This window comes from Streptomyces sp. NPDC043867 (genome assembly GCF_056435845.1).
Genome location: NZ_JBWKDS010000010.1, coordinates 202,693 through 225,861, shown reverse-complemented (window position 1 = coordinate 225,861; position 23,169 = coordinate 202,693). Strand labels below are relative to the sequence as shown.

At 74.2% G+C, this 23,169-nt stretch carries 19 protein-coding genes and 2 tRNA genes; 8 read left to right on the top strand and 13 right to left on the bottom strand.

Annotation, left to right across the window (positions count from 1 at the left end; translation table 11 throughout):
• Positions 1-108: 108 nt before the first annotated feature.
• From AC069T_RS13225 to AC069T_RS13215, 3 genes are all read right to left on the bottom strand, one after another.
• Positions 109-182 (bottom strand) — tRNA-Lys (locus AC069T_RS13225).
• 109 nt (positions 183-291) lie between these two features.
• Positions 292-1,050 (bottom strand): IclR family transcriptional regulator domain-containing protein, encoded by a 759-nt coding sequence (locus AC069T_RS13220; RefSeq protein WP_478782816.1) that lies wholly within the window; start codon positions 1,048-1,050, stop codon positions 292-294.
• A 306-nt stretch (positions 1,051-1,356) separates the two neighbouring features.
• Entirely contained in the window at positions 1,357-2,316 is a 960-nt protein-coding gene (locus AC069T_RS13215) for a D-2-hydroxyacid dehydrogenase (RefSeq protein WP_478782832.1), read from the bottom strand.
• Between the two features lie 222 nt (positions 2,317-2,538).
• Between AC069T_RS13215 and AC069T_RS13210 the strand changes: the two genes are divergently transcribed.
• A complete protein-coding gene (locus AC069T_RS13210) occupies positions 2,539-3,633 on the top strand; it encodes an LLM class flavin-dependent oxidoreductase (RefSeq protein ID WP_478782815.1) in 1,095 nt (364 codons plus the stop codon).
• Here AC069T_RS13210 and AC069T_RS13205 read toward each other — a convergent pair.
• Positions 3,609-5,561 (bottom strand): putative bifunctional diguanylate cyclase/phosphodiesterase, encoded by a 1,953-nt coding sequence (locus tag AC069T_RS13205; protein WP_478782814.1) that lies wholly within the window; start codon positions 5,559-5,561, stop codon positions 3,609-3,611. The genes AC069T_RS13210 and AC069T_RS13205 overlap by 25 nt on opposite strands.
• Before the next feature lie 356 nt (positions 5,562-5,917).
• Here AC069T_RS13205 and AC069T_RS13200 point away from each other — a divergent pair, with 356 nt between their 5' ends.
• Positions 5,918-7,495, top strand: coding sequence for a M6 family metalloprotease domain-containing protein (locus AC069T_RS13200; protein WP_478782813.1), 1,578 nt, complete (start codon positions 5,918-5,920; stop codon positions 7,493-7,495).
• A 106-nt stretch (positions 7,496-7,601) separates the two neighbouring features.
• Here the strand turns inward: AC069T_RS13200 and AC069T_RS13195 are convergent.
• The 7 genes from AC069T_RS13195 to AC069T_RS13165 all read right to left on the bottom strand — a co-directional run bounded on the left by AC069T_RS13195 (position 7,602) and on the right by AC069T_RS13165 (position 14,532).
• Positions 7,602-7,675 (bottom strand) — tRNA-Lys (locus AC069T_RS13195).
• The gene (locus AC069T_RS13190) at positions 7,666-8,313 is read right to left on the bottom strand and encodes a bifunctional DNA primase/polymerase (protein ID WP_478782831.1); all 648 of its coding nucleotides are present in this window, start codon (positions 8,311-8,313) and stop codon (positions 7,666-7,668) included. Before AC069T_RS13190 ends, AC069T_RS13195 begins: the two co-directional genes overlap by 10 nt.
• 506 nt (positions 8,314-8,819) lie before the next feature.
• On the bottom strand, positions 8,820-9,206 hold the full coding sequence (locus tag AC069T_RS13185) for a hypothetical protein (RefSeq protein WP_478782812.1): 387 nt from the start codon (positions 9,204-9,206) through the stop codon (positions 8,820-8,822).
• A 314-nt stretch (positions 9,207-9,520) separates the two neighbouring features.
• A complete protein-coding gene (locus tag AC069T_RS13180) occupies positions 9,521-10,867 on the bottom strand; it encodes an AAA family ATPase (RefSeq protein ID WP_478782811.1) in 1,347 nt (448 codons plus the stop codon).
• A complete protein-coding gene (locus AC069T_RS13175) occupies positions 10,864-12,474 on the bottom strand; it encodes a hypothetical protein (protein ID WP_478782810.1) in 1,611 nt (536 codons plus the stop codon). Before AC069T_RS13175 ends, AC069T_RS13180 begins: the two co-directional genes overlap by 4 nt.
• On the bottom strand, positions 12,465-13,682 hold the full coding sequence (locus AC069T_RS13170) for a hypothetical protein (RefSeq protein ID WP_478782809.1): 1,218 nt from the start codon (positions 13,680-13,682) through the stop codon (positions 12,465-12,467). Before AC069T_RS13170 ends, AC069T_RS13175 begins: the two co-directional genes overlap by 10 nt.
• On the bottom strand, positions 13,579-14,532 hold the full coding sequence (locus AC069T_RS13165; RefSeq protein WP_478782808.1) for a phosphatase PAP2 family protein: 954 nt from the start codon (positions 14,530-14,532) through the stop codon (positions 13,579-13,581). The genes AC069T_RS13170 and AC069T_RS13165 overlap by 104 nt, the downstream gene beginning before the upstream one ends.
• A 201-nt stretch (positions 14,533-14,733) precedes the next feature.
• Here AC069T_RS13165 and AC069T_RS13160 point away from each other — a divergent pair, with 201 nt between their 5' ends.
• A complete protein-coding gene (locus AC069T_RS13160) occupies positions 14,734-15,330 on the top strand; it encodes a histidine phosphatase family protein (RefSeq protein ID WP_478782807.1) in 597 nt (198 codons plus the stop codon).
• 18 nt (positions 15,331-15,348) lie between these two features.
• On the opposite strand, the gene AC069T_RS13155 is transcribed toward AC069T_RS13160, so the two are convergent.
• Positions 15,349-16,806: a hypothetical protein gene (locus AC069T_RS13155; protein ID WP_478782806.1), complete on the bottom strand. Its 1,458-nt coding sequence runs from the start codon at positions 16,804-16,806 to the stop codon at positions 15,349-15,351.
• A gap of 298 nt (positions 16,807-17,104) precedes the next feature.
• On the opposite strand from AC069T_RS13155, the gene AC069T_RS13150 reads away from it, so the two are divergent.
• Together AC069T_RS13150 and AC069T_RS13145 are read left to right on the top strand one after the other, a co-directional pair.
• A complete protein-coding gene (locus AC069T_RS13150; RefSeq protein ID WP_478782830.1) occupies positions 17,105-17,542 on the top strand; it encodes a hypothetical protein in 438 nt (145 codons plus the stop codon).
• Positions 17,543-17,623: 81 nt separating this feature from the next.
• Entirely contained in the window at positions 17,624-18,502 is an 879-nt protein-coding gene (locus tag AC069T_RS13145) for a spermidine synthase (RefSeq protein ID WP_478782805.1), read from the top strand.
• 93 nt (positions 18,503-18,595) lie between these two features.
• Here AC069T_RS13145 and AC069T_RS13140 read toward each other — a convergent pair whose 3' ends face one another.
• Entirely contained in the window at positions 18,596-19,132 is a 537-nt protein-coding gene (locus tag AC069T_RS13140; protein WP_478782804.1) for a hypothetical protein, read from the bottom strand.
• 109 nt (positions 19,133-19,241) lie between these two features.
• Between AC069T_RS13140 and AC069T_RS13135 the strand changes: the two genes are divergently transcribed.
• From AC069T_RS13135 to AC069T_RS13125, 3 genes are all read left to right on the top strand, one after another.
• Positions 19,242-19,946, top strand: coding sequence for a response regulator transcription factor (locus tag AC069T_RS13135; protein WP_478782803.1), 705 nt, complete (start codon positions 19,242-19,244; stop codon positions 19,944-19,946).
• 22 nt (positions 19,947-19,968) lie between these two features.
• On the top strand, positions 19,969-21,345 hold the full coding sequence (locus AC069T_RS13130) for a HAMP domain-containing sensor histidine kinase (protein ID WP_478782802.1): 1,377 nt from the start codon (positions 19,969-19,971) through the stop codon (positions 21,343-21,345).
• A gap of 225 nt (positions 21,346-21,570) precedes the next feature.
• Positions 21,571-23,034, top strand: a complete 1,464-nt coding sequence (locus AC069T_RS13125) for a glycoside hydrolase family 18 protein (RefSeq protein ID WP_478782801.1) — start codon at positions 21,571-21,573, stop codon at positions 23,032-23,034.
• The last annotated feature ends 135 nt before the right edge of the window (positions 23,035-23,169 follow it).

Below are 23,169 nucleotides of genomic sequence, written 5' to 3'. Positions count from 1 at the left end.
TGGTGTCCGGCTGATTCTGCCCGCCCCCGCCCCCCCCCCCCCCCCCCCCCCCCCCCCCCCCCCCCCCCCCCCCCCCCCCCCCCCCCCCCCCCCCCCCCCCCACCACTGTGCGCCGCCAGGGACTCGAACCCCGGACCCGCTGATTAAGAGTCAGCTGCTCTAACCAACTGAGCTAGCGGCGCGTGACTCCCGCCTCCCGCTCTCGCGGGGCGGCGACAGGAAAAATAATACCTGGTCCCGCGGGGTGGTTCCGACCACCTCGCGGCGGGCCGGGCGGCCGGGATCCGGGCGTCAGAGGGCCAGGGACAGGAGCACCGGGGCCGCGCCGCGGTTCAGGGTGTCCGCGGCCCGGCGGAGCCGGTGCGCGTGCTCGAGGGGCAGGGACAGCGCGAGGCAGCCGACGGACGAGCCCGCGGTGATGGGGACGGCCGCGCAGACCGTGCCGACCGCGTACTCCTGCAGGTCGAGCACCGGCACCGTGGGCGGCTGGGCGTCCAGCCGGCTGAGCAGCACCCGCTCGCTGGTGATCGTACGCGAGGTCAGGCGGGCCATCTTGTGGCGGGAGAGGTGGTCGCGGCGCCCGTTGAGGTCCAGCTGCCCCAGCAGGCTCTTGCCGACCGCGCTGGCGTGCGCGGAGGAACGGAAGTCCACCCACTCGTTGACCGCCGGCGCCGTCGGCCCCTGCGCGCACTGGGTGACGTGCACCTCGCCGTCGATGTAGCGGCTGATGTAGACGGCGGCGCCCAGTGAGTCGCGCAGCCGGTCGAGGGTGTGCTGGAGCTTCTCCCGCAGGGCCTGGTCGCGGCCGTGCGCGGAGCTGAGCCTGCCGAGGGCGGCGCCCGCGACATAGGCGCCGTCGGTGACCTGCTCGACGTAGCCCTCGCGGCGCAGCATCAGCAGGAGCGTGGTCAGGCGGTCCGTGCCGAGGCCGGTCAGGCGGGCCAGCCGGGTGCCGGTGACACCGGTCGGACGGCCCGCCACCGTCTCCAGGACACGCAGGGCGTCCTGGGCCGAGTGGTGTGGTGCGGTCGGCTCGTTCATCAGCGCCACGGTTTCCCCCTGCGCTTTTCGGCCCCGTCTCGGAACAGAACGAGCCCGGGAAACGGGCTCACTCCACGATAACCATCAAAACGCCCGCGGTGGGAGTCCGTTGGCGAGATCGGTGGCGCGTTCCCCGTCCCTCAGCAGCAATGCGCCCCTCTGGCATATGCCAACGTCACCGTCGCGAGTCATGCTCCGGAGCGTGGACCTCGCGGTTCGCCCCGTTCACTCCTCGTGGTCGCATGGCGGCGCTGCGGAATTCCCGTGTCCGGTCGTACTCCGGGCGCCGAAGATCTTCTCCACGCGCGCCGGACATCAGTGCCCGGGCACGTACCCGCGCTGCTTGTCGACCACGTTCCGCAGCGGCCTCCCCGCCGTCCAGCGCTCGAACAGCTCCACGAACTGCGCGCCGAGTTCGTCCCGCCGGCCGACCGTGTCCCCGCTCATGTGCGGCGACACGATCAGTCCCGGCACGTCCCACAGCGGGCTGTCCGGGCCGAGCGGCTCGTGCCGGAAGACGTCCAGGGCCGCGCCCGCGATCCACCGCTTCCCCAGCGCCTCGGCGAGCGCGTCCTCGACGACGAGCCGGCCGCGCCCCACGTTGATGAAGCGCGCAGACGGCTGCATCACACCGAACCGCCGCGCGTCGAACATGCCGTACGTGGCCTCGGTCAACGGCGCCGCGGACACCACCCAGTCGGCGCGCGCCATCAGCCGGTCCAGATCGTCCGGGCCGTGGACGCCGGTCCGCGGCACCCGCCCGACCAGCGCGGTCGTGACGCCGAGCGCCTTGAGGGTCGTCACGATCGCCCGCCCGACCGGGCCGGAACCCACCACGCACGCCCGGGTGCCCGCCACCCGCTGCGTCTCACGGTGGCGCCACTCCCGCTCGTGCTGCAGCGCCCACGTGTGCGGCAGGTCCTTGGCCATCGCGAGGACGAGCGCGGCGACGTACTCGGCGACCGGCTGGTCGAAGACACCGCGCGCGTTGGTCACCACGGTGTCGTCGGCGACGAGTTCGGGGCACATGAGGTGGTCCACACCGGCGCTCGCCGTGTGCACCCAGCGCGGGCGCGGGCCCTCGCCGGGCCAGGCGCGGCGCACGGCGTGCGAGGTGAAGTCCCACACCAGCAGTACGTCCGCCCGCGGCAGCCGTTCGGCCAGCGTGGACTCGTCGGCGTGCTCGATCCGCACCCGGCCGGTGAGCCGCCCGAGGCGGGGGAGCGGCTCGGCGTCGAGGACGAGAAGGGTCGCTTCGGACCGGCCGCCGGACATCGAGGAGAGACCGTTTCGCAAGGCGCGTCCGCTTCGCTGGGAGGGAGGGTGGGCCGCCGGCGTCCGAGATGCGCGGACCGACCACGCTCGCACCCGGACCCCCCTTCGTCAACACGGGCCCGCACGGTCCGTCTCGCGCGACCTGCCCTCCGGGAATAAGCGGGGACACCCTCCTGTTAGCACTCCCCGGACAGCGCGACGTACCGAGCAGGAGGCACCCCGGTGGCAGAGACGGACGACATCCGAGGCAGGGCGCAGGGCACCGCCCCGGTACCCCTCTCCGTACTGGACCTGGTCACGGTCGGCGCGGGCCGGACCGCGACCGACGCCCTCCGCACCAGCGTCGACATCTCCCGCCTCGCGGAATCCCGCGGCTTCCACCGCTACTGGGTGGCCGAGCACCACTCCATGCCGGGGGTGGCCTCGTCCTCGCCGGCCGTGATCCTCGCCCACCTCGCCGCCCACACGCACCGCATCCGCCTGGGCTCGGGCGGCGTGATGCTCCCGAACCACGCGCCGCTGGTGATCGCGGAGCAGTTCGGCACGCTGGAGGCGATGGCCCCGGGCCGCGTCGACCTCGGCCTCGGCCGGGCCCCCGGCACGGACGGCGCCACCGCGGCGGCCCTGCGCCGCACGGACCGGCTGAACGAAGGCGCCGACGACTTCCCCGAACAGCTCGCCGAGCTGACCCGCTTCCTGGACGACGACTTCCCCGACGGCCACCCGTACGCCCGCATCCACGCGGTCCCCGGCCCGGTCCAGTCGACCTCGCCCGGCGGAGTGCAGTCCCCGCACCGGCCCCCGGTCTGGCTCCTCGGCTCCTCCGGCTTCAGCGCCCGCCTCGCCGGCGTCCTCGGCCTCCCGTTCGCCTTCGCGCACCACTTCTCGGCCCACAACACCATCCCGGCCCTCGACCTCTACCGCGAGTCCTTCCGGCCGAGCGCGGTGCTGGACGCGCCGTACGCCCTCATCGGGGTCTCCGCCCTCGCCGCGGACGACGAGAAGGAGGCCCGCCGCCAGGTCCTGGCCGCCGCCCTGAACATGGTCCGGCTGCGCACCGGCCGCCCCGGTCTCGTCCCGACGCCCGAGGAGGCGGAGGCGTACGACTTCTCGCCCATGGAGCGGGAGTTCGTCGACAGCTGGAACGCCAACGTCGTCCACGGCACCGCCGACGAGGTGCGGGCCGGCCTCGACGACCTCCAGAAGCGCACCGGCGCCGACGAGTTGATGATCACGGGCAACGCGCACAGCGGCGAGCTGCGCCTGCGCTCCTACGAACTGATCGCTGACGCCTACGGTTTGCCGACGCCTGCCTGAACGGCCGGTGACGCCAGCAGCTCGGAGATGCGCTCCGGTGCCACCGGGCGGGAGTAGAGCCACCCCTGCCCGGTGTCGCAGCCGATTCCGCGCAGCCGGGTGGCCTGTGCGGACGTCTCCACGCACTCGGCGGTGACCGTCAGGCCCAGCCGGTGCGCCAGTTGGACGAGGGCCTCGACGATGACCTCGTCGGCGGAGTCGGAGTGGCCGTCCGCGCCGTCGGGGCTCTGGTACTGGAAGCTGCGGACGAAGGAGCCGTCGAGCTTCAGGACCGAGACCGGCAGCCGGCTGAGGTACGCCAGGTTCGAGTAGCCGGTGCCGAAGTCGTCGATGGCGATCCGTACGCCCATGTCGCTGAGCGCCTGCAGGGCCTGGAGCGGACGCCCGGCCGAGCCCATCACCGCGGACTCCGTCAGCTCCAACTGGAGCAGATGCGGGGGGAGCTGCGTTTCCGCGAGGATCTGCGCCACGTCCGCGACCAGGTCGGAGTCCCACACCTGGCGCACGGCCACGTTCACGCTGACGAAGATCGGGTCCGTGTCCGGATGGTCCAGCTGCCAGCGCCGCGCCTGCCGGCAGGCGGTCGCCAGCACCCACCGGCCCAGCTGCACGATCGAACCGTCCTCCTCGGCCAGTCCGATGAACCGATTCGGCGTCAGCATCCCGAACTGCGGGTGGTTCCAGCGCACCAGCGCCTCCACCCCGCGCACCCCGCCGTCCTCCATGCTCACCAACGGCTGGTACTCGAGGGTGAATTCGCCGCGGTCGACGGCCGGGCGCAGGGTGGAGGACAGGGCCTGGCGCGTCATGCGGTGCGCGTTGCGCTCCGGGTCGAAGAGCGTCCAGCGCGACTTGCCGTCGGCCTTCGCCCAGTACAGCGTCGTGTCCGCGGCCTGCATCAGCCCGGTCGCGGTGGTCCCCGCCGCACGGCGCTCCACCACGCCGATGGACGCCGACACCGACAGCCGCCGGCCGGACAGGTCGAAGGGGACCTCCAGCGCCTTCAGTACGGACTCGGCGAGGTCGGCGAGCTGTTCGGTGCCGGTGGAGTCCTCGACCAGCAGCGCGAACTCGTCGCCGCCGAGCCTGGCCACCAGGGGCGTGGCGGCCCGCGCGTGGCCCGCCTGTTCGGCGCAGCGCGTCAGACGTTCGGCCACGGCCCCCAGCAGCCGGTCGCCGACGCGGTGGCCGAGGGTGTCGTTGACCGCCTTGAACCCGTCGAGGTCCAGGTAGCACAGCCCGATCCGGCCGGTGCCGCCCTCCTCGTACGCGTCCGTCTCCAGCGCGGCCGTGAGGCGCTCGAAGAACAGGGTGCGGTTGGGCAGCCGGGTCACCGGGTCGTGCATCTGCAAGTGGCGCAGCCGCGCCTGGAGTTCACGGCGGGAGCTGATGTCGGCGACCGACATCAGGACGGCCTCCTCCTCGGGCAGCGGGGTCACCGTCACCTGGACCCAGAGGGAGTGCCCGTCGGGGTGCCTGATCCGGCGCGTGCAGCGCAGCCGTGCCTGCCGGCCGCGCAGCACCTCGCGGTACGCGTGCCAGGTGCGGGCGTCGGACGCCAGGTCCACCAGGTCGGAGGCGGTCCGCCCGTCGAGCGAGGCCGAGCCGGTGCCCAGCAGCAGGCCGAGCGTCTCGTTGGCGGTGACGATCACGTCCGCGCGGTCGACGACGGCCATGGCGAGGGGGGCGGCGGCGAAGGCGGCACCGCGGGTGCGGCCCGGCAGAGGGGAGGGCCCGGTGCCCGGCGCCGCGTCGGTGAGGGGCTGGGGATGCTCCCGGTGGACCTCCCCGGAGACGGGGCCCGGGGGTGCTCCGTCGGACGGATGCGGCGACATCACCGTACGAGAAGGCGTGTCGATGTGACGCTCTGTGACAGCCCGCCGGACGAAGTCCGCCGCGGGCGCCGGCCCTTCGGAGGTTCCGCTCACCGCTCGCTCCCGCAGTGCACTCGTTCTTCGTATAAGTCTCGTCGGGGTACTCGGCCGATCGGGGGACGGCCGCACAAGCCGGGCCCGTGCAGGAAAGTGTGCCGATCATAGAGGTTGCCCCCGGGGCCTTCCAGCCACTGTGCGGCGTCCGGGAACGGCCACCCCTGCTGGCAGATCGTTTCTGCCCGCCCCTGGCCAGCTTCCTTACCGAGTCGATCGCTTGTGACGGTCCGTGAGTGCTCGGGGGTGTCGCCTCCGGAGCACCCTCACTCTTCTGGTGCAGACAAACAGGGCGTAGTACTACAAATACCCACAGGCTGGGTGCGGTGTCCTGACAACCGCATCCGGAGGTCGACGTGCCGCGTCCGCTGCCACTGAAGGGGCTCACCCGCGAGGCCCTGAAGGGACTCGCCCGGGACGGGGCGCCCCGGTTGCGCAGTACCGCCGCCGCGTTCACCTCGATGACCGCGCTGGCCGCGACCTCCCTGGTCACCGCGCCCGCGCTCGCCGAACCGCTCGCGGCGCCGTGCGTCCTGAGGCGGACCCCGGCGCACCACTCGGAGGGCGTCGACACCTGGAACGCCTCCTATCCGCGCCCCACCCGCGCCCTCGACGCGGTCATGGTGTTCCTTTCTTTCCCCGATTCGGCCCCCACGACCACACCCGACGAACTCACCGCCGACTATTTCCCGGACACCACCCGCTTCTTCGAACGTGCCTCCTACGGCAAGTTCACGCTGCGCCCGCATCCGCAGCGCCGGTGGATCCGGATGCCGCGCGCCTCCACCGCGTACGCCATACGGCGCGACTGGAACGCCGCGCACCGGGGCGCCTACCTCCGCGACGCCCTCAGGGCGGCCGACGGCCGGATCGACTTCTCGCGGTATGACATCGTCTACTTCGTGGCCGATCCGGACGCGCCGGGTGTCGACTCGGACGCGACGAAGGTGGTCAACCTCGACACTCCGCTGCGCGCCGACGGCAAGGAGATCCGGCGCGTGGTCACGGTCTTCGAGAAGCATCCGCCGGACCGCCTGGTCCTCGCCCACGAGACGGGCCACGTCTTCGACCTGCCCGATCTCTATCACCGCCCCACGGACGGCAAGGGCGACTGGGACACGCACGTCGGCGACTGGGATCTCATGGGCAGTCAGTTCGGCCTCTCACCCGACCTGTTCGGCTGGCACAAGTGGAAACTGGGCTGGCTGGACCCGCACCAGGTCACCTGCGTCAAGGGCTCCGGCAGTACCCGCCTCACCCTCGAACCGCTGTCCACGGGACCGGCGGAGACGGCCGCCGCGGGCCCACCGGTGACGGAGTCCGCCGAGTCCGGGACGCCGGGCTCCGCGGGTGTCCCGCCCCGGCCCGCCGGGCGCATCCCGGGATCCGGCGAGCAGGCTCCGGGCGCGGGCGCGGGCGCGGGCGCGGGTGCGGGTGCGGGTGCGGGTGCGGGTGCGGGCGGCTCAGGCCCGGGCCGCCGGGCCCTGGTGCCGGGCGCTCAGCCCGTCGGTTCCGGCGGGCGGATCGTCGGCTCGTCCGAGCGGCCGATCGGTTCCGGCATACCGGCCGTCGGCCTGGGCGCGCGCACCCTGGGCACGGGACGCGGCACGAAACTCGCCGTGGTCCGCACGGGCCCGGACAGCGCGCTCGGCATCGAGGTGCGCGCCCCGGCGGGCAACGACGGCTCGACCTGTACGCAGGGCGTCCTCGTGTACCGCGTGCGCAGCGAGACCGAGTCCGGGGGCGGCCCCATCGAGGTGCTCGACGCGCACCCCCGCTCCGAGGGCTGCTGGGGCGACTCGGTCTACCCGCCACTGGCGGACGCCCCGGTCGGAGTCGGCGAGAGCTTCACCGTGCCGGGCGAGAACGTCAGCGTCGAGGTGGAGGACCGCACGGCGTCGGGCTCCTGGACGGTGAAGATCACGCCTCATTGAGCCCGGCCGCGAAAACAATCGCGAAAACAATCGCGAAGACACTCGCGAAAACAACGATGGCGAGACAGATTCGCGTTTCCGCGAACTTGCCTCGCCATCGCCAACGTGCGCCGCCAGGGACTCGAACCCCGGACCCGCTGATTAAGAGTCAGCTGCTCTAACCAACTGAGCTAGCGGCGCCTGCTGACGTCGTAGACCTTAGCACCCTGATCGGCGGGAGGAAAAATCGATATCCGCACCGCCGCGGAGGCGGCCGCGCGGGCCGCCCGGACGGCCGCCCAGAGCAGAACCTCCGGCCCGGGGAGCCAGGGCCCGCGGGTGTCGGGAGCCACGAGCCAGCGGGATTCCGGCCGGTCAGGGGCACTCTCGGCCGGTGCCGCGGACAGGGCGGGCACGGTCACGGCGTCACCCGTGCCGTGACACAGCAGCGGCGGAATCGCGCCGCACCTGCCCGGCCTCCCGTCCGCCCGGGAGCCCCAGTCCTCCCACCGGAGGAGGGAGGGCAGCCGCTGCGCCGTGCCGGGCGCCGCGAACAGGAGCATCCGTCCGCGGTACGCGGCCACCGGACCCGAACCGGGGCCCTCGTCCCACAGCCGGTCGAGCATCCGCCGCCCGAAGATCGCGGGGGCGTTGACGACGTCGAAGACGGTGCCGCAGGGCAGGACGACCGGGGCCCCGGGCCGCTCCTCCCAGAGTGCGAGGGTGCTGCGCGGGTGCGTGCCGGCGGAGGCCAGCCAGGCGGCTCCCTCCGCGGTGACGCCTGAGACGTCGGAGGTGACGCCCGAGGCGTCGAAGCGGTCGGAGGGCGGCGCGCCCATGTCGGAGCCGTGCGGGGACGTGCCTGCGATCCGTGAGCTGCTCATGCCGTCAAGATCTACCCGGTGTGAGCGTTCCGTTCCGGAGAGTCGCCGAAATTCGGGACAGGGAGGCGGGGAGGGGAGTATCTTGCCCGCCTGGCATATGCCGAGCACCCTTGCGGGCCGGACGGGCCGGCCGGGCCGCAAGGGCCGGGCCAGCGGGCCGCACCGGACCGGGTGGAGCCTCGCGCACCGCGTGCCGCGCACCGCGCGAACCGCACCGCGCGAACCGCACCGCGCGAACCGCACCGCGCGAACCGCACCGCGCGAACCGCACCGCGCGAACCGCGAACCGCGTGCCCGTGCCCGTGCCCGTGCCCGTGCTCGGGCGACCGGCGGCGCGTTCCCGTGCTCGGGGAATCCGGCGGCGCGGGGGCGTGCTGGGGCGTCCGAGGGCGCGTTCCCGTGCTCGGGGCATCCGGCGGCGCGGGGCCCGTGCTGAGGCGTCCGGCGGCGCGGGGCCGGGCTCAGGCGTGGTCGCCGATCCCGTGCCCGTGGCTGCGGCCGCTTCCGTCCGTGCCGCTGCGCAGCAGGTCGCGGCCGAACTCGACCATCTTCTTCGCGTAGTCCTCGGTCCACTGGGCGCGCTCGGCGATGGCGGAGGCCGTCAGCCGGTCGAAGCGGCGCGGGTCGGCGAGCTGGGCGGCGGCGATGGCCTGGAACTCCACGGCACGGTCGGCCGCGGCGCGGAACGCCTGGGTCAGCTCCGTGGCCCGAGCGAGCAGGGCCCGCGGGTCGTCTATCGACTCCAGGTCGAAGAAGTGCTCCGGGTCGCCGGCGGCCTCCGCCGGCTCGAAGAGCAGGGGCGCGGGGCGTAGCCGCGGTTCGTTCCGACGCGGCGTGGGCTCCGCCATGTCTTCTCCTCCTCGTACGGTTCCGGTGCCCCGCGTCCGGCGCGGGCCACCGTCCATTGTCCCCTGCCGGTGCAAGAGGGCCCCGGGGCAGCGACCTCGGTCACGGGCGCCGGCTCCCGCGAGACCCCGGGGCAGTGGCCAGGGTCAAGGTCGCCAGGCCACCCGGTGTTCCGAGAGGCGGGACAGGACCGCGTGGTTGGCCTCCCAGCCGTCGGGGCCGCAACCGTGGGCCGCCTGCGGCGTGCCGGGCTCCGTCCGGCGGAGGGGGCGGCGGTCTCGCTGATCGCCTGCCCCGGAGGGCGCCGGAGGGGCGGTCAGGGTCGCCAGGCCACCCGGTGTTCCGACAGCCGGGACAGGACCGCGTGGTTGGCCTCCCAGCCGTCGGGGAACTTGACCGTGACCCCGAGCTGGACCGGCTCGGTCGACGGGTGGTCGTCCAGCAGGTCCGACACGCCCGCCCGGCACACCACGATGCAGGCGTGCCGGTGCCGGGAGGCGAGGACGCACAGCCGGCCCGTCTCCAGATGGAACGCCGTCGCGTCGGGCCGCCCGGACAGCGGGTGCAGGACCACCGTCACGTCGAACTCGCGGCCCTGGAGCCGGTTCGCCGTGTCGACGGTGACGTCCGCGACGCCCAGCCCGGTCAGGGCGGCCCGGACGGCGGCGGCCTGGTCACGGTGCGCCGTGCCGACGGCGATCCGGTCGGCGGTCAGCGGCACCGGTTCGGGCGACCGCTCCGAGGTGGCCGCCCCGCCCCGGTCCAGCAGCCTGCGGACGACACCGGCGACCGCGCGGATCGCCTCCGGGTCCGTACGAGGAGTGTGCCGGGCGGGCAGCTCCAGCAGGCCCCAGCCCGCCTCCGCCGCCTCGTCGATCACCCGGTCCGGGCCCGAACCGTCCGAGGGGACGGCGAAGCGGAGCCGGCGGTCGCCGTGGCCGGTGCCGCTGCGGAACGGCGTGTACGGGTAGAACGCGTCCGAGACGAGCGGCGCCGCGGAGGCGGGCAGCCGCCACGACACCGGCAGGCGGTGCTGCGGCAGCTCGGGATTGTGGGCGAGCAGGGTCGTCACCGCCGACGCCGACGGGTCGTACGACAACCCGGCCCACTGCTCCGAACCCACGATCGAGAACGGGTCCAGCTGCCCCGGGTCGCCCACGAACAGCGCCCGCTCGAACAGGCCCGCCACGGCGAGCAGCGCGTCCGAGCGCATCTGGTACGCCTCGTCGACGATCGCGTGCCGCCAGGGCTCCACGCCCTTCACGTGGGCCCACTTGGCCGCCGTCGAGATGACCACGGACAGGCCCGCGAGGTCGGCCGCCTTCGCGGACTTCCGGACGTTCGCCAGGTCGTCGAGCGCCTTGTCGTACGGGTCGGGGTCGCTGCTGTGCAGCCGGCCGACGGACAGCTCGGGGTCCTTCTCGGCGAGCCGCAGGACCAGGTCGTCGACCTGCGCGTTCGTCTGGGCGATGACCATCAGCGGCCGTCCCGCCGCGGCCAGTTCGAGCGCGGCCCGCACGACGAGCGTGGACTTGCCGGCGCCGGGCGGCGAGTCCACGACGACCCCCCGGTGCGTGCCGTGCAGGGTGTCGCGCAGGATCGCTTCGGTGGCACGGCCGGCCGCGGCGCCGGGGTCGGCCGGGACGGCGGAAAGACCGGTCACAGGACGTCCTCCTCGGTCACCGGGTCGGGGGCGGGAGCCGTCACGGCCTCACCCGGCGGCCCGCCGTGGGTCCACGGCGTCTCCTCCGGGTCGGGCAGCTTCGCGCCGCCCCGCTGCTCGTGCTCGAACAGGGTGAAGCAGACGAGGTCCCCCTTCTCCGGCACGGAGCCGGCCTCGGGCTCCTTGCCGCGCCCCATCTTGTCGACGATCCGCAGCACGACGAGACCGCCGGCACCGGCCTCCCCGTGCTCCTCGTACGTGACGAACTCGGCGGCCTGCGGCTTGCCGCCCAGCGACCGGTAGACCTTCGTGCGCTCGCCGAGATGCGGCCGGTCGTCGGTGTGGACGGTCACCAGCGGGCGGGGGCTGGGCCGCTTGCCCTCGCTGTACGCCATGACGACATCCGTCACCTCGCCGGCGAACGCCTCCCCGGCGAGCCGCCGTCCGGCCATCACGAGCGGGTCGTCCAGGGCCTCCTGCGCCTCCAGCCGGGCCTGTTCCCGCTCGCGTGTGGCGAGTTTGTTCGCCGCGGTGACCGCGTCGTCGCGGCGCGGCTGCGGGGGCTCGCCGGCGACGACCCGGTCGCGGTGGCCGGTGAACGACCAGCGGTCGCGGGTCCACCGGTCGGTGACGTGCGCGCCCTCGGGCAGCGCCCGCAGCAGGTCGAGCCCGCGCCACACCGCGTCCCAGGTGGGCCGGGTGCGGCTCTCGACGAGGGCGCGGATCTCCCGCTCGGCGACGGTGAGTTCACCGAGCCGCTCGTCGGCCTCCAGACCGTCCTCGGCGGCGGCCAGCGCCGTACGCGCGCGGTCGTACCGCTCGATGGCGGGCGCCAGCAGCTTGTTGTCGAAGGCGGGGTCGGTGGCGGGGCCGGCCGGCGGGCACACGAGCTGCCCCGCCGCGTCGCGCAGCAGCTCCGCCCGCAGGGCCGCCTCCGCGCCCGACTCGCCCGGCGCCGGGTCGATCCAGGCGAGCAGCGCGCCCAGGTGCTGGTCCTCCAGGCTGCTCTGGCCGGTGGCCCAGTGCCGGGACAGCACGTCGGAGAGCGCGAGCAGCAGGGAGGAGCCGGGCACCCTGGCCCGCTCCCCGTAGTGCGTCAGCCACCGCCCGAGCAACGGCACCCGGGGCGGCGCCGGATGGGGCGCCTCGGGCTCCTCCTCGGCGGTGCGCCGGAACCGCATGGAGCGCCCCAGCAGCCGGACGAACTCGACGCCCGAGCGGCTCGGCACGATCAACTGGGGCGCGTCCGCGCACAGGTCGACCTCGACCTTGACCCGCTTGCCGGTCTCGGGGTCGGTCTCGGTGCGCTCGGCGGCCTCGACGGCGTCCGCGTAGGAGTCGATGTACGGCAGGACGACCCCGGCCAGCTCGGCGAGGAACGCGAACCGCAGGTCCCGGTCCCGGGGCTGGGCCACGACGAGCAGCCGCGGCGCGTCACGGTCGGTGCCGACGAGCGCCCCGAGCGGGGCCCCGGCCTCGCCCGCGGTGGTCAGCGGCACGAAGACGAGGGGGCGCTCGGACAGGTGCCGGTGCCGGACGGTGGCGGCGGGCTGGGCGCGCCCGCTGCTGACGGCTTCGAGGCGGGCCAGCGTGGTGATCAGCGACACGGGGCGGCCTCCGGGAGCGCTTCCCGGCCCTGCGGGGGCACCGTGCGTCCGCGCAGCGCCTCGGCCCGCAGCCGGGCCGCTCTGCGCAGGGCGGCCACCGCGGGGTCGTCCGGGTCCCCGGCCTCGCCGCGGGCCGCGGCGAGCACGTCGTCGACGGTGGCCAGTTGGCCGAGCTCGGCACGCAGGGAGCGCCCGAGGGCCGTCACCGCGCGCTCGCCGCGGGACCGCTCGCGGCAGTGGAAGGCCAGTTCGCAGGCGGCGAGGCACTCGGGGGCGTAGGCCGCGGGCACCGACTCGACGGCGGTGGTGAGGTCGGGGGCCGGCAGGTCGGGGGCGAAGCAGGTGCCCGCGGGGAGGGCGTCGGCGATGTCCTCGACGCGGGTGAGCCGGGCGAGCTGGCGGCGGGTCACCGAGCGCTGCTTGCGGACGTCGACGGCGGACGCCGCGGGGAGGTTGGAGAAGTCCCTGGGGCACACCAGCAGCACCTGGTGCCGCACCTCGGGCGCGGGGTCGATCAGCGCCGCGACGCGCTCCAGGGCCAGCACGTACACCGCGGACTGGCGGGCGGCGGCGCCCACCTTCGCGGGGTCGGCCGAACCGTCCAGCATCGGGAACGACTTGATCTCGACGACCGTCCAGCTGCCGTCGGGGTGCACGACCACCGCGTCCGGCTCCAGGAAGGCGGGGGAGCCCGCCACGTCCAGGGCGAGCATCGGGTGGTCGAGGAGGGTCCACGCGGCGGCCTCGGTGGCCTCGCGCAGCGCGAGCGCCGTACGGGCGGCGCGTCCCTCGGGGCCCGCGGCGGTGAGGTCGGGGACGACACCCGCGGCGGGCGGCTCGGCCCGCGGGTCCAGCGTCTCGTGCACGAGCCGCAGCAGCTCCGCGCCGCCGTCTGCCTTGACCCGGGCCTCGAACGCGTTGCCCCGGGTGAAGGCGAACTGCGACTGGCCGAAGGCCGACGGGGAGCCCAGCGCGTCGGCCAGCTTCGCCTTGTCGACCCCGGCGCCGTCGAGGAGGGCGCGGCGCTCGCAGCCCGGGTTCGCGGCGAGCGCGGCGAGGGCCCGTGCGTCGAGTGCCTTCGGCGGGACGTCCGGGCCGCGCAGCTCAGCGAGCCGGTGCCGCAGCGCCTTCCCCCGCTTCGGCGGGAGAGGTGTCCGGCTCGGCTCCCGGCCCGGTGGAGGACTGGCGCTGTCGGGGAATTCGCTCACCCGCGGAAGTCTTGCACTCCGCACTGACAATGGGGGAACCCGCGCCCCGCGAGGCGAGTGCGACCGGTGCGATGCGGGCGCCCATGCGCGCCTTCGCGGAGTCCGCGAACCGCAGCACCAGCGGGGTCAGCGCCAGTCCGATGCCCATCACGGCGGCCCCGGCGACCGCGTCGAGGAAGTAGTGGTTCGCGGTGCCCATCACGACGACCGTGGTCAGCAGCGGGTACATGACGCCCGCGATCCTGGCGAGCGGGGTGCGGCCGTGGCGCCAGAGCATCACCCCGCACCACAGCGACCAGCCGACGTGCAGGCTCGGCATGGCCGCGTACTGGTTCGTCATGCCGCCCATGCCCCGCGGCGCGCTCGCCTCGCCGCCCCACCAGCCGTAGTCGCTGTACTGCGCCATCGTGTCGACGAAGCCGTGGCTCGCCGTCAGCAGCCGGGGCGGGCAGGTGGGCAGCAGGGTGAAGCCGATCAGGCCGATGAACGTGGAGGTCATCAGCCAGGTGCGGGCCGCCCGGTAGCGGACCGTGCGGGAGCGGAACAGCCAGACCAGGATCACCGGCGTGACCAGGTAGTGCAGGGAGGCGTACCAGAAGTCGGCGGGTACGCCGAGCCAGGCGTGGTGGGTGAAGAGACGGTTCAGCGGATGCTCGGCGTTGAGACGCAGGAACTTCTCGACGCGGAGGAGGGCCAGGCCGTGGTCGACGGCGGCCGCCACGTCACCCCGGGCGAGCAGCCGGCCCGCCGAGTAGCACGCGTACACCAGCACCAGCAGGGGGAGCTCGGTCCACCAGCGCAATCGGGTGCGTGCGATCGCACCGGTGCCGGGTGCCTCGGTCTGCGGCATCCGATCGCCCTCCCCCTTCTTACTGCCGACCTTCTGCCGACCTGGGCCGATGGCCCGCTCGTCCACTTTACGGTGTATGCGCGGGCGCCCCGTGGGTGCCCCCGGTCCTCGAAGACGCCGGAATCGCCCGCCGGGTTGCCTCGGGCAAGCGTGCGCGATGATGGAGACATCCGCCTCCCATTTCCCCCGGAAGGGCTTCTCATGGCACCGCGCATCCTGCTGGCCCGGCACGGACAGACGGAATGGTCCCTGTCCGGCAGACACACCGGCAGGACGGACATCCCGCTCCTGGAGGAGGGCCGGCGCGGAGCCAAACTACTGGGTGAGCGGCTCCACCGCGCACCGTTCGACTCCCTGTCCGGTCTCGAGGTGCGCACGAGTCCGCTGACGCGCGCGCGTGAGACGTGCGAACTGGCCGGGTTCGGCGAGCGGGCGAGCACCTGGGACCCGCTCATGGAATGGGACTACGGCACGTACGAGGGCCTGACGCCGGCCGAGATCCAGGCGATCCGGCCGGGCTGGCTCATCTGGCGCGACGGTGTCCCGGGCGGCGAGACCCTGGAGCAGGTCACCGCGCGCGCGGACGAGACGGTCGCCTGGGCCCGCGCCGCCGACCGTGACGTCCTGGTCTTCGCCCACGGTCACATCCTCCGCTCCATCGGCGCCCGCTGGCTGGGCCTGCCGATCGGCTTCGCCGCCCGCATCCGCCTCAACCCGACCTCCCTGTCGGTCCTCGGCTGGGCCTACGGCGAGCCCGCGATCGAGACGTGGAACGACTGCGGGCACCTGCCGGGCTGACCCGCTCCGGAACCGCGTTCACGCCGTGCGCGGCAGGCTCGCGTGTCTGTCCAGGAACGCGGACACCCCCGGCGCCCTCCGGTGCGGGAGCAGCACCCGCACCGTGCCCGCCAGCATCGACTGGACGCGGGAGGACTGGACCTCGTCGAGCAGGCCGAGGACGCGCAGGCCCGCCGCGGCGGCCTCGTCGGGCCGGCCGCCGCGCGCCAGGTCGTCGGCGAGCTCGGCCGTGTAGAGGGCGATGTTGCGGGTGAAGTGCGGGTTCTGCAGGTGCGCTGCGCGCCGGGCGTGCCGGGCCGCGCGGGGCCAGTCGCCGAGCGTCGACCAGCACTGCGCCTCCAGCGCCGCCAGTTCGGCCTCTCCGTAGAAACTCATCCACTCCGGATCGGCCGGCGCCGGGCCCCGCCCGAAGAGGGCCTGCGCGCGGGCCAGCGCGCGCTCGCAGCCGGTGCGGTCGGCGAGGCCCGCCCAGCCGCCCGCCTCCCGCAGCGCCAGCAGGGACAGCAGACGGGGCGAGCCGAGGGTCCGGGCCACGCGCTGGGCCGCCTGCGCCGCCCGCACCGCCTCACGCGGGCGGCCCGCGTCCCGGGCGAGGAAGGACGTGTTGCAGAAGGCATGCGCCTCCAGGCCGGCGTCCCCGGCCAGCCGGGCCGTCGCCAGCGCCTCCGCGTAGTGCGAGCGGGCGTCGTCGAAACGGCCCGAGTCATGGGCCAGCCACCCCACGGAGATGGCCAGTTCACCGGCGCCGGCGTACAGCCGGCCGGCGGTCGACTGCCGCATCGTGCCCGCGTCGAGCAGCGCGTACGCGGCGCGCAGCGGGGCCGCGGCACGCCGGTACAGGCCGTCCGCGCCGTGCCGGTCGTCGAGCACCCGGATCCTGCGGACGGCTTCCTCGACGGCACCTGCCTCGGGCGTCCCGGCCCGGCGGACCGGACCCTCCGCGGCCGTGGCGGGTGCGCCGGTGAGCCCCAGGGGGCCCAGGGAGACGGCAGCCACGGTGGCGGTGCCGCCGGTCATGAACGCGCGACGCTGCACGTCGCTCTCCTCGTGATTCCGATCGTGGTACTCGTGCGGGTCGCACGTGTCTTGCGTGTCATACGGGTCGCCTGCCTCCCGCGACTCATGCGGGCCGCCGGAGCGGCACGCGAGGGGCCCGGGGGGCGCCTCGTCCGGCGGGCGCGCCCCCCGGCCGCGTACCGAGGCACGGGGTGAGAAGCCCAGGTCGGCGAGCGTGCGGCCGGGGAACATGTGCAGGAAGACCCGCTCGTACGCGTAGTTGGGGCAGCGGATCTCGCCCGCCTCGACGCGGCCGATGTACCGCGCGTCGCAGCTGACCCGCTCCCCGATCTCCCGCGCCGCCCGCCGCACCACGGCGGCGAACTCGCCCGGTGAGCGGGGCCCGCGCAGCCGCCGGAAGGCGAGATTCGGCCGTGGCGGCCGGGGGTGCCCGGCCGAGGTCACCGTCGACGACGTCATGGCCGGGCCCTCTCTCGCGAACCGTCGAACCATGCCGGAACCGAGGCGAGTTGTCCGTTTGCTACCCGATCGTCGCCCTGGTTCCAGCGGGCAAGAACGTACCTGTTGTACGAGTGCCGGCACCCCGGGTTTAGCTACAAAACGGATATCTCATCCCCGATCTGCCATGAACTGCCATCCTTTGCGGCGGACTTCCGCCGTAGCCGTTGACGCGCTGAGGCGTTGAACCCTGCGGACCGGGAGCCGCCCGTACTCCCGACCTACTCGTCAGGAGGAGGGTTCCGTGTCGGACGCCGGGATGGAGACCAGGCAGAGCACCGAGTTCCGTACGGCGCCGGCCGCGGCGCGGTACGGACCGCACCCGGAGTGCGGTGTGCCACCACAGCAGGACGCCGACTGCGATCTCGTGACCGTCCCGGCGCGGCAGGGACTGGAGGCGGTGGACATCCTGCGCCGCGGCTCCGGCGACTGTGTCGGGCCCGTCCTGCACGACGACAACTGCGACACCCTCGGCTTCCTGGTGCCGCCCGGCACCGCCGACGCCTGGGACATGCCGGGCAGCACCTGTACGCAGACCAACGGACGCGGGGTGAGCCTCGCCCCTCAGCCGCCGGTCGAGGGCTCCGACTGGCTGCTCCCGCCCGGGGACGCGGACCTCGCGACGGACCCGGCGGTGCTGCGCGCGGCGCTCGGGGAGGCGGCCCGCCTCATCGAGGCCGCCGACAACTGCCGCTGACCCCGGCCCCCGTACCCGCCCCCACGTGGACCGCCCCGCCGCCGGTGGGCCGACCTCCCCCCGCGCGTCGATAATGGCCGGATGGGCAAGTCGAGGAGTGGCCGCGGCGCGCGGCGTGGGCAGGAGGGCTCAGGGGGTGTCGTCGAGCCGGTCGACGGCGGCCTCGCCGAGCTGATACCCGACCGGGACCGGGCGCGCGCCTGGACGCTGCTCATCGACGGCGCCCCGCAGTCGCACGTCGACCTCGACGACCCGGCGTACCTGGGCTTCGAGTACCAGCGCCGCCTCGGCCACGTCATCGACCTCGTCGCCCCGCCCGGCAGGCCCGTGCACGTCGTGCACCTCGGCGGCGGGGCCCTCACCCTCGCCCGCTACGTCGCCGCCACCCGCCCCCGCTCCACCCAGCAGGCCGTCGAACGCGACGCCGCCCTGGTCCGACTGGTCCGCCGCGAGCTGCCGTTGGACCCGAACGCCCGGATCCGGGTGCGTTCCACGGACGCCCGCGAAGGCCTCGCCAAGGTGCCGGACGACTGGGCGGACCTGGTGATCGCGGACGTGTTCAGCGGGGCCCGCACCCCCGCGCACCTCACCTCGGCCGAGTTCCTCGGCGACGTCCGCAGGGTGGTCAGGGCCGACGGCCTCTACGCCGCCAACCTGGCCGACGGACCGCCGCTCGCCCATCTGCGCGGCCAGATCGCCACGGCCGCGAGCGTCTTCCCCGAACTGGCCCTGGTCGCGGACCCCACGGTGCTGCGCGGCAAGCGTTTCGGGAACGCCGTCCTGGTCGCCTCCGGGCGCCCGCTCCCGGTGGCCGAACTGACCCGGCGCGCGGCCTCGGACCCGCACCCCGGACGCGTCGAACACGGCCGCGCGCTCGCCGACTTCACCGGCGGAGCGGTGCCGGTCACGGACGCGGCTGCGGTGGCGTCGCCCGCGCCGCCCCCGTCGGTGTTCCGCTGAGCCGGTGCCCGGCGGCGCCTGAGCCGGTGCCCGGCGGGGCTGTCTCCCGGTGCGCCGTGCGCCGCAGGGGCGCGAGGCGAGGGGCCGAACGCCTCAGTAGGTGCCGATCTCGACCCGCGGCGGACCGTCGTGCCACGTGCAGAACACCGACACCCGGTCGGCGCCCGAGGCGAACTCCACGCGGATCCACGTCTCCGTCTTCCACACCTGCATCGACCAGCCCGGCGCGGGCGTCGCGGAGACGAGGGTCGCGGACGCCCTGCCGAGGTCGAAGACGGCCCGCCCGCCGTCCGTGTCATAGCTCTTGACCTGTCCGAAGGAGGCAGCGGACGAGGCGCTCGGGCCCGGCCCCGCGGACGCCGACCGGGACGGCGGCGGGGCCGGCGTCGTGGCCGGCCGGGAACTCCTCGGCGGCTTCTTCGAGGCGCTCCTCGACGGTGCGGGACGGCTGGTCGAGGAGGCCAGCGGCCTCGGCTCCTGCGTGGTGGCGCCGGCCGCCGTGATGGGCAGGGCGCGCGGCGGGTCGTAGGCGGTCCCCGCCATCACCGTGTGGACACCCCACCACGACAGCGTGACCGCCGCGCCCGTGGCGAGCGACCACGCGAGTACGTGTACGAGACCTCTGCGCATCGCGGCCATACTGCACCACGCGCCCCACAGGTGTCTCATGCACGCGTCACGCCCGGAGTTGTCCACAGGCGCCGGACCGGCGTCGCCCGGATGGCGTACGGTGCCGCCCATGGCAAGTGTGCTCGTGGTCGAGGACGACCAGTTCGTGCGCTCGGCCCTCATCCGGCATCTGACCGATGCCGCGCACACCGTGCGCAGTGTCGGCACGGCTCTGGAGGCCCTGCGCGAGGTCGCCCATTTCCCCTTCGACGTCGTCATCCTGGATCTCGGACTGCCCGATCTGGACGGGTCCGAGGCCCTGAAGATGCTCCGCGGCATCACGGACGTCCCGGTGATCATCGCCACCGCGCGGGACGACGAGACGGAGATCGTCCGGCTGCTGAACGACGGCGCGGACGACTACCTGACGAAGCCCTTCTCCGTCGAGCACCTGTCGGCGCGCATGGCGGCCGTCCTGCGGCGCTCACGGGCCGCCGTGGGCGAGGCGCCCCCGTCCTCCGTGCTCCGGGTCGGCGGCCTGTCGGTCGACCCGCTGCGCAGACAGGCCGAGCTGGACGGCGTACGACTGGACCTCACGCGCCGCGAGTTCGACCTGCTCGCCTTCCTGGCCGGCCGCCCCGGGTTGGTCGTGGCGCGCAAGGAGCTGCTCGCCGAGGTGTGGCAGCAGGCCTACGGCGACGACCAGACCATAGACGTGCATCTGTCGTGGCTGCGGCGGAAGTTGGGCGAGACGGCGGCGAAGCCCCGTTACCTGCACACGCTGCGTGGGGTCGGCGTGAAGCTGGAGCCGCCGCGTGTGGAGCCGGCGCCATGAGGGGGGAGACGAGGCGGGCGCGATGAGGTGGGCGCTGGTCAAGGTGTGCGTGGCGGTCACCACGATGGTCGTGGTCGCCTTCGCGATCCCGCTCGGTCTTGTCATCAAGGAGATGGCCAGGGACCGGGCGTTCTCGAACGCGGAGCGGGAGGCGGCGGCCGTCGCGCCCGCGCTCTCCATCACCACCGACCGGGACCAGCTGGAGCGCGTCGTCGCCTCCGCCGGGTCCGACGCGGGCATGGCCGTGCACATCCCCGCCTCCGGCGACGCGGCAGCCGTCGACATCGGCAGGCAGCGCGCCGCGGGCAAGGACATCACCACCACCCGCGAGCTCGGCCGCGCCACCACCACCGAGGTGCCCGGCGGCTCCACCCTGCTCCAGCCCACCGCGCTGAGCTCCGGCGAGATAGCGGTCGTCGAGGTGTACGTCCCCGAGTCCGACGTCAGCAACGGCGTGGGGACGGCCTGGGCGGTGCTGGCCGCCGTCGGTGTCGCCCTCGTCATCGGCTCGGTCGCGGTCGCCGACCGCCTCGGAGTACGGATGGTGCAGCCCGCGCAGCGCCTGGTCGAGGGCGCGCACGAGCTCGGGGAGGGGAAGCTCGGCTCCCGGGTGCCGGAGGAAGGACCGACCGAACTGCGGCTGGCCGCCGTCGCGTTCAACTCCATGGCCGACCAGGTCGTCCAGCTCCTGGCGAACGAGCGGGAGCTGGCCGCCGATCTCTCCCACCGGCTGCGTACGCCCCTGACCGTGCTGCGGCTGAACACGGCCTCCCTCGGCGACGGGCCGGCCGCCGACCAGACCCGGGCCGCGGTCGCGCAGCTGGAGCGCGAGGTCGACACGATCATCCGGACGGCCCGGGAGGCCAAGCCGCAGACTGCGGCCATCGGCGCGGGCGCCGGGTGCGACGCGTCCGAGGTCGTCCGCGAGCGGATGGACTTCTGGTCGGCGCTCGCCGAGGACGAGGGCCGCAAGGTCCGGGTCGCGGGCGTCGACCGGCCGGTGCGGATACCGGTGGCCCGGGCCGACCTGGTGGCCGCGCTCGACGCGCTCCTCGGCAACGTCTTCCGGCACACCCCCGAGGGCACGGCCTTCGCGGTCGACGTGCACAACGGCGAGGACGCGGTGATCGTGCTGGTGTCGGACGCGGGCCCGGGGATCGTCGACCCGGAGGCGGCCATGGCGCGCGGCCGGGGCTCCGGCAGCGACGGGTCGACCGGACTCGGCCTCGACATCGTGCGCCGCCTCGCGGAGTCGACCGGCGGGGACGTGCGCATCGGCTCGTCCGTCCTGGGCGGCACCGAGGTGCGGATCTGGATCCAGCTGGACGGACGCGCCCCGGTCAGACGCGGCCACCGCGGCTCCGTACGGCGCCGGAGGCGCGGAGCGGGCGTGAGCTGACGCCCCCGCCGGCCGGGGCCGCCGCATCCTCGGGCGGCACGTCCGGCGGCGCCGACCGCCCCCGAACGGGCATATTGGTCTCGACCTTTAACGGTCCCCCATGCCTTCCTTAAGCGCACCCTAAGATCCCCGACCGCCGTCCGGAACAAGCGGTTTGCCCGATTCCCGATCGCTAGCGTGCTGCTCGCACCCACCCCCCGTGACACCGCGAAAGCAGGCACCACGATGAGCAGCACGCACCGGCGCAAGGTCAGTGGCAGGAACAAGGCGATAGGCGGCGTCGTCGCCGCGGCCGTGGCCGGTGGCGGCGCCTTCCTGTTCACCGGGACCGCGCAGGCTGCAGGCGTCGGCGCCGCGTACACCAGGACCAGCGACTGGACGACCGGCTACACCGCGCAGTACGTCGTCACGAACGACAGCGGCCAGGCCAGGAAGGACTGGACGCTGGAGTTCGACCTGCCCGCCGGTGCCAAGCTCAGTTCCCTGTGGAACGGCCGGTCCGAGGTGAGCGGACAGCACGTCACCGTGACGCCGCCGTCCTGGGACAAGGACGGCCTGGCCGCCGGCAAGTCGGTGACCGTCGGGTTCGTGGTGAACGGCACCGCCGACCCGACCGGCTGCCGCATCGACGACGCGACCTGCTCCGCGGACGGCGGCGCGACCCCCGAGCCCAGCGGCCGCCCGAGCGAGACGGCGACCCCCCGGCCGAGCGCCACGCCCACCAAGGACCCGAGCCCGGGCACCTCGGCCCCCACCGGCCCCGCCCCGACCCAGAGCTCCGGCAGCGGCACCACCACGAACGCCGGCTTCGCGCCCTACGTGGACACGTCCCTCTACCCCGCCTTCGACCTGGTCGCGAGCGCCTCGGCCACCGGCGTGAAGGACTACAACCTCGCCTTCGTCACCGACGGCGGCGGCTGCACCCCCAAGTGGGGCGGCGTCACCGACCTCGGCAGCGACGCGGTCGCCGCACAGATCGGTGCCCTGCGGGCCAAGGGCGGTGACGTCCGCGTCTCCTTCGGCGGCGCCGCCGGCTCGGAGCTCGCGACGACCTGCCCGTCCGCGGACGCGCTCGCGACGGCGTACGGCAAGACCGTGGACGCCTACAAGCTCACCAAGGTCGACTTCGACGTCGAGGGCGGGGCGCTGCCGAACACCGCGGCCAACACCCGCCGCGCGCAGGCCATCGCCAAGCTCCAGAAGGCCCACCCCGGCCTGGACGTCTCCTTCACCCTCCCGGTGATGCCCGAGGGCCTGACCCAGGACGGCGTGAGCCTGCTCTCCAACGCCAGGTCGAACGGCGTGACCGTCGACACCGTCAACATCATGGCGATGGACTACGGACCCGCGTACAGCGGTGACATGGGCGGTTACGCCGAGCAGGCGGCCACCGCGACCCAGGCGCAGGTCAAGGGCGTCCTCGGCCTCTCCGACAGCGCGGCGTGGCAGGCGGTCGCCGTCACCCCGATGATCGGCGTCAACGACGTCGCCGGCGAGATCTTCAAGGTCGACGACGCCACGCAGCTCGTGAACTTCGCCAAGTCGAAGGGCCTCGGCTGGCTCTCCATGTGGTCCGCGACCCGCGACAAGCAGTGTGCGGGCGGCGCGAAGAACGTCGCCGACCCCACGTGCAGCTCGGTCGTCCAGGACCAGAACGCCTTCTCCAAGGCCTTCGGCGCCTACAAGTGAGCCCCCACGCGTAGGCCCTTCCTCCACGGGGGAGAGCGCGCCCCGGCCGGACCTCCCCCCACCCGGCCGGGGCGCGCTCCGCTTCCCCCGTTCCCCCGTTCCCCCCGTTCCCCCCCGTTCCCCCCCGTTCCCCCC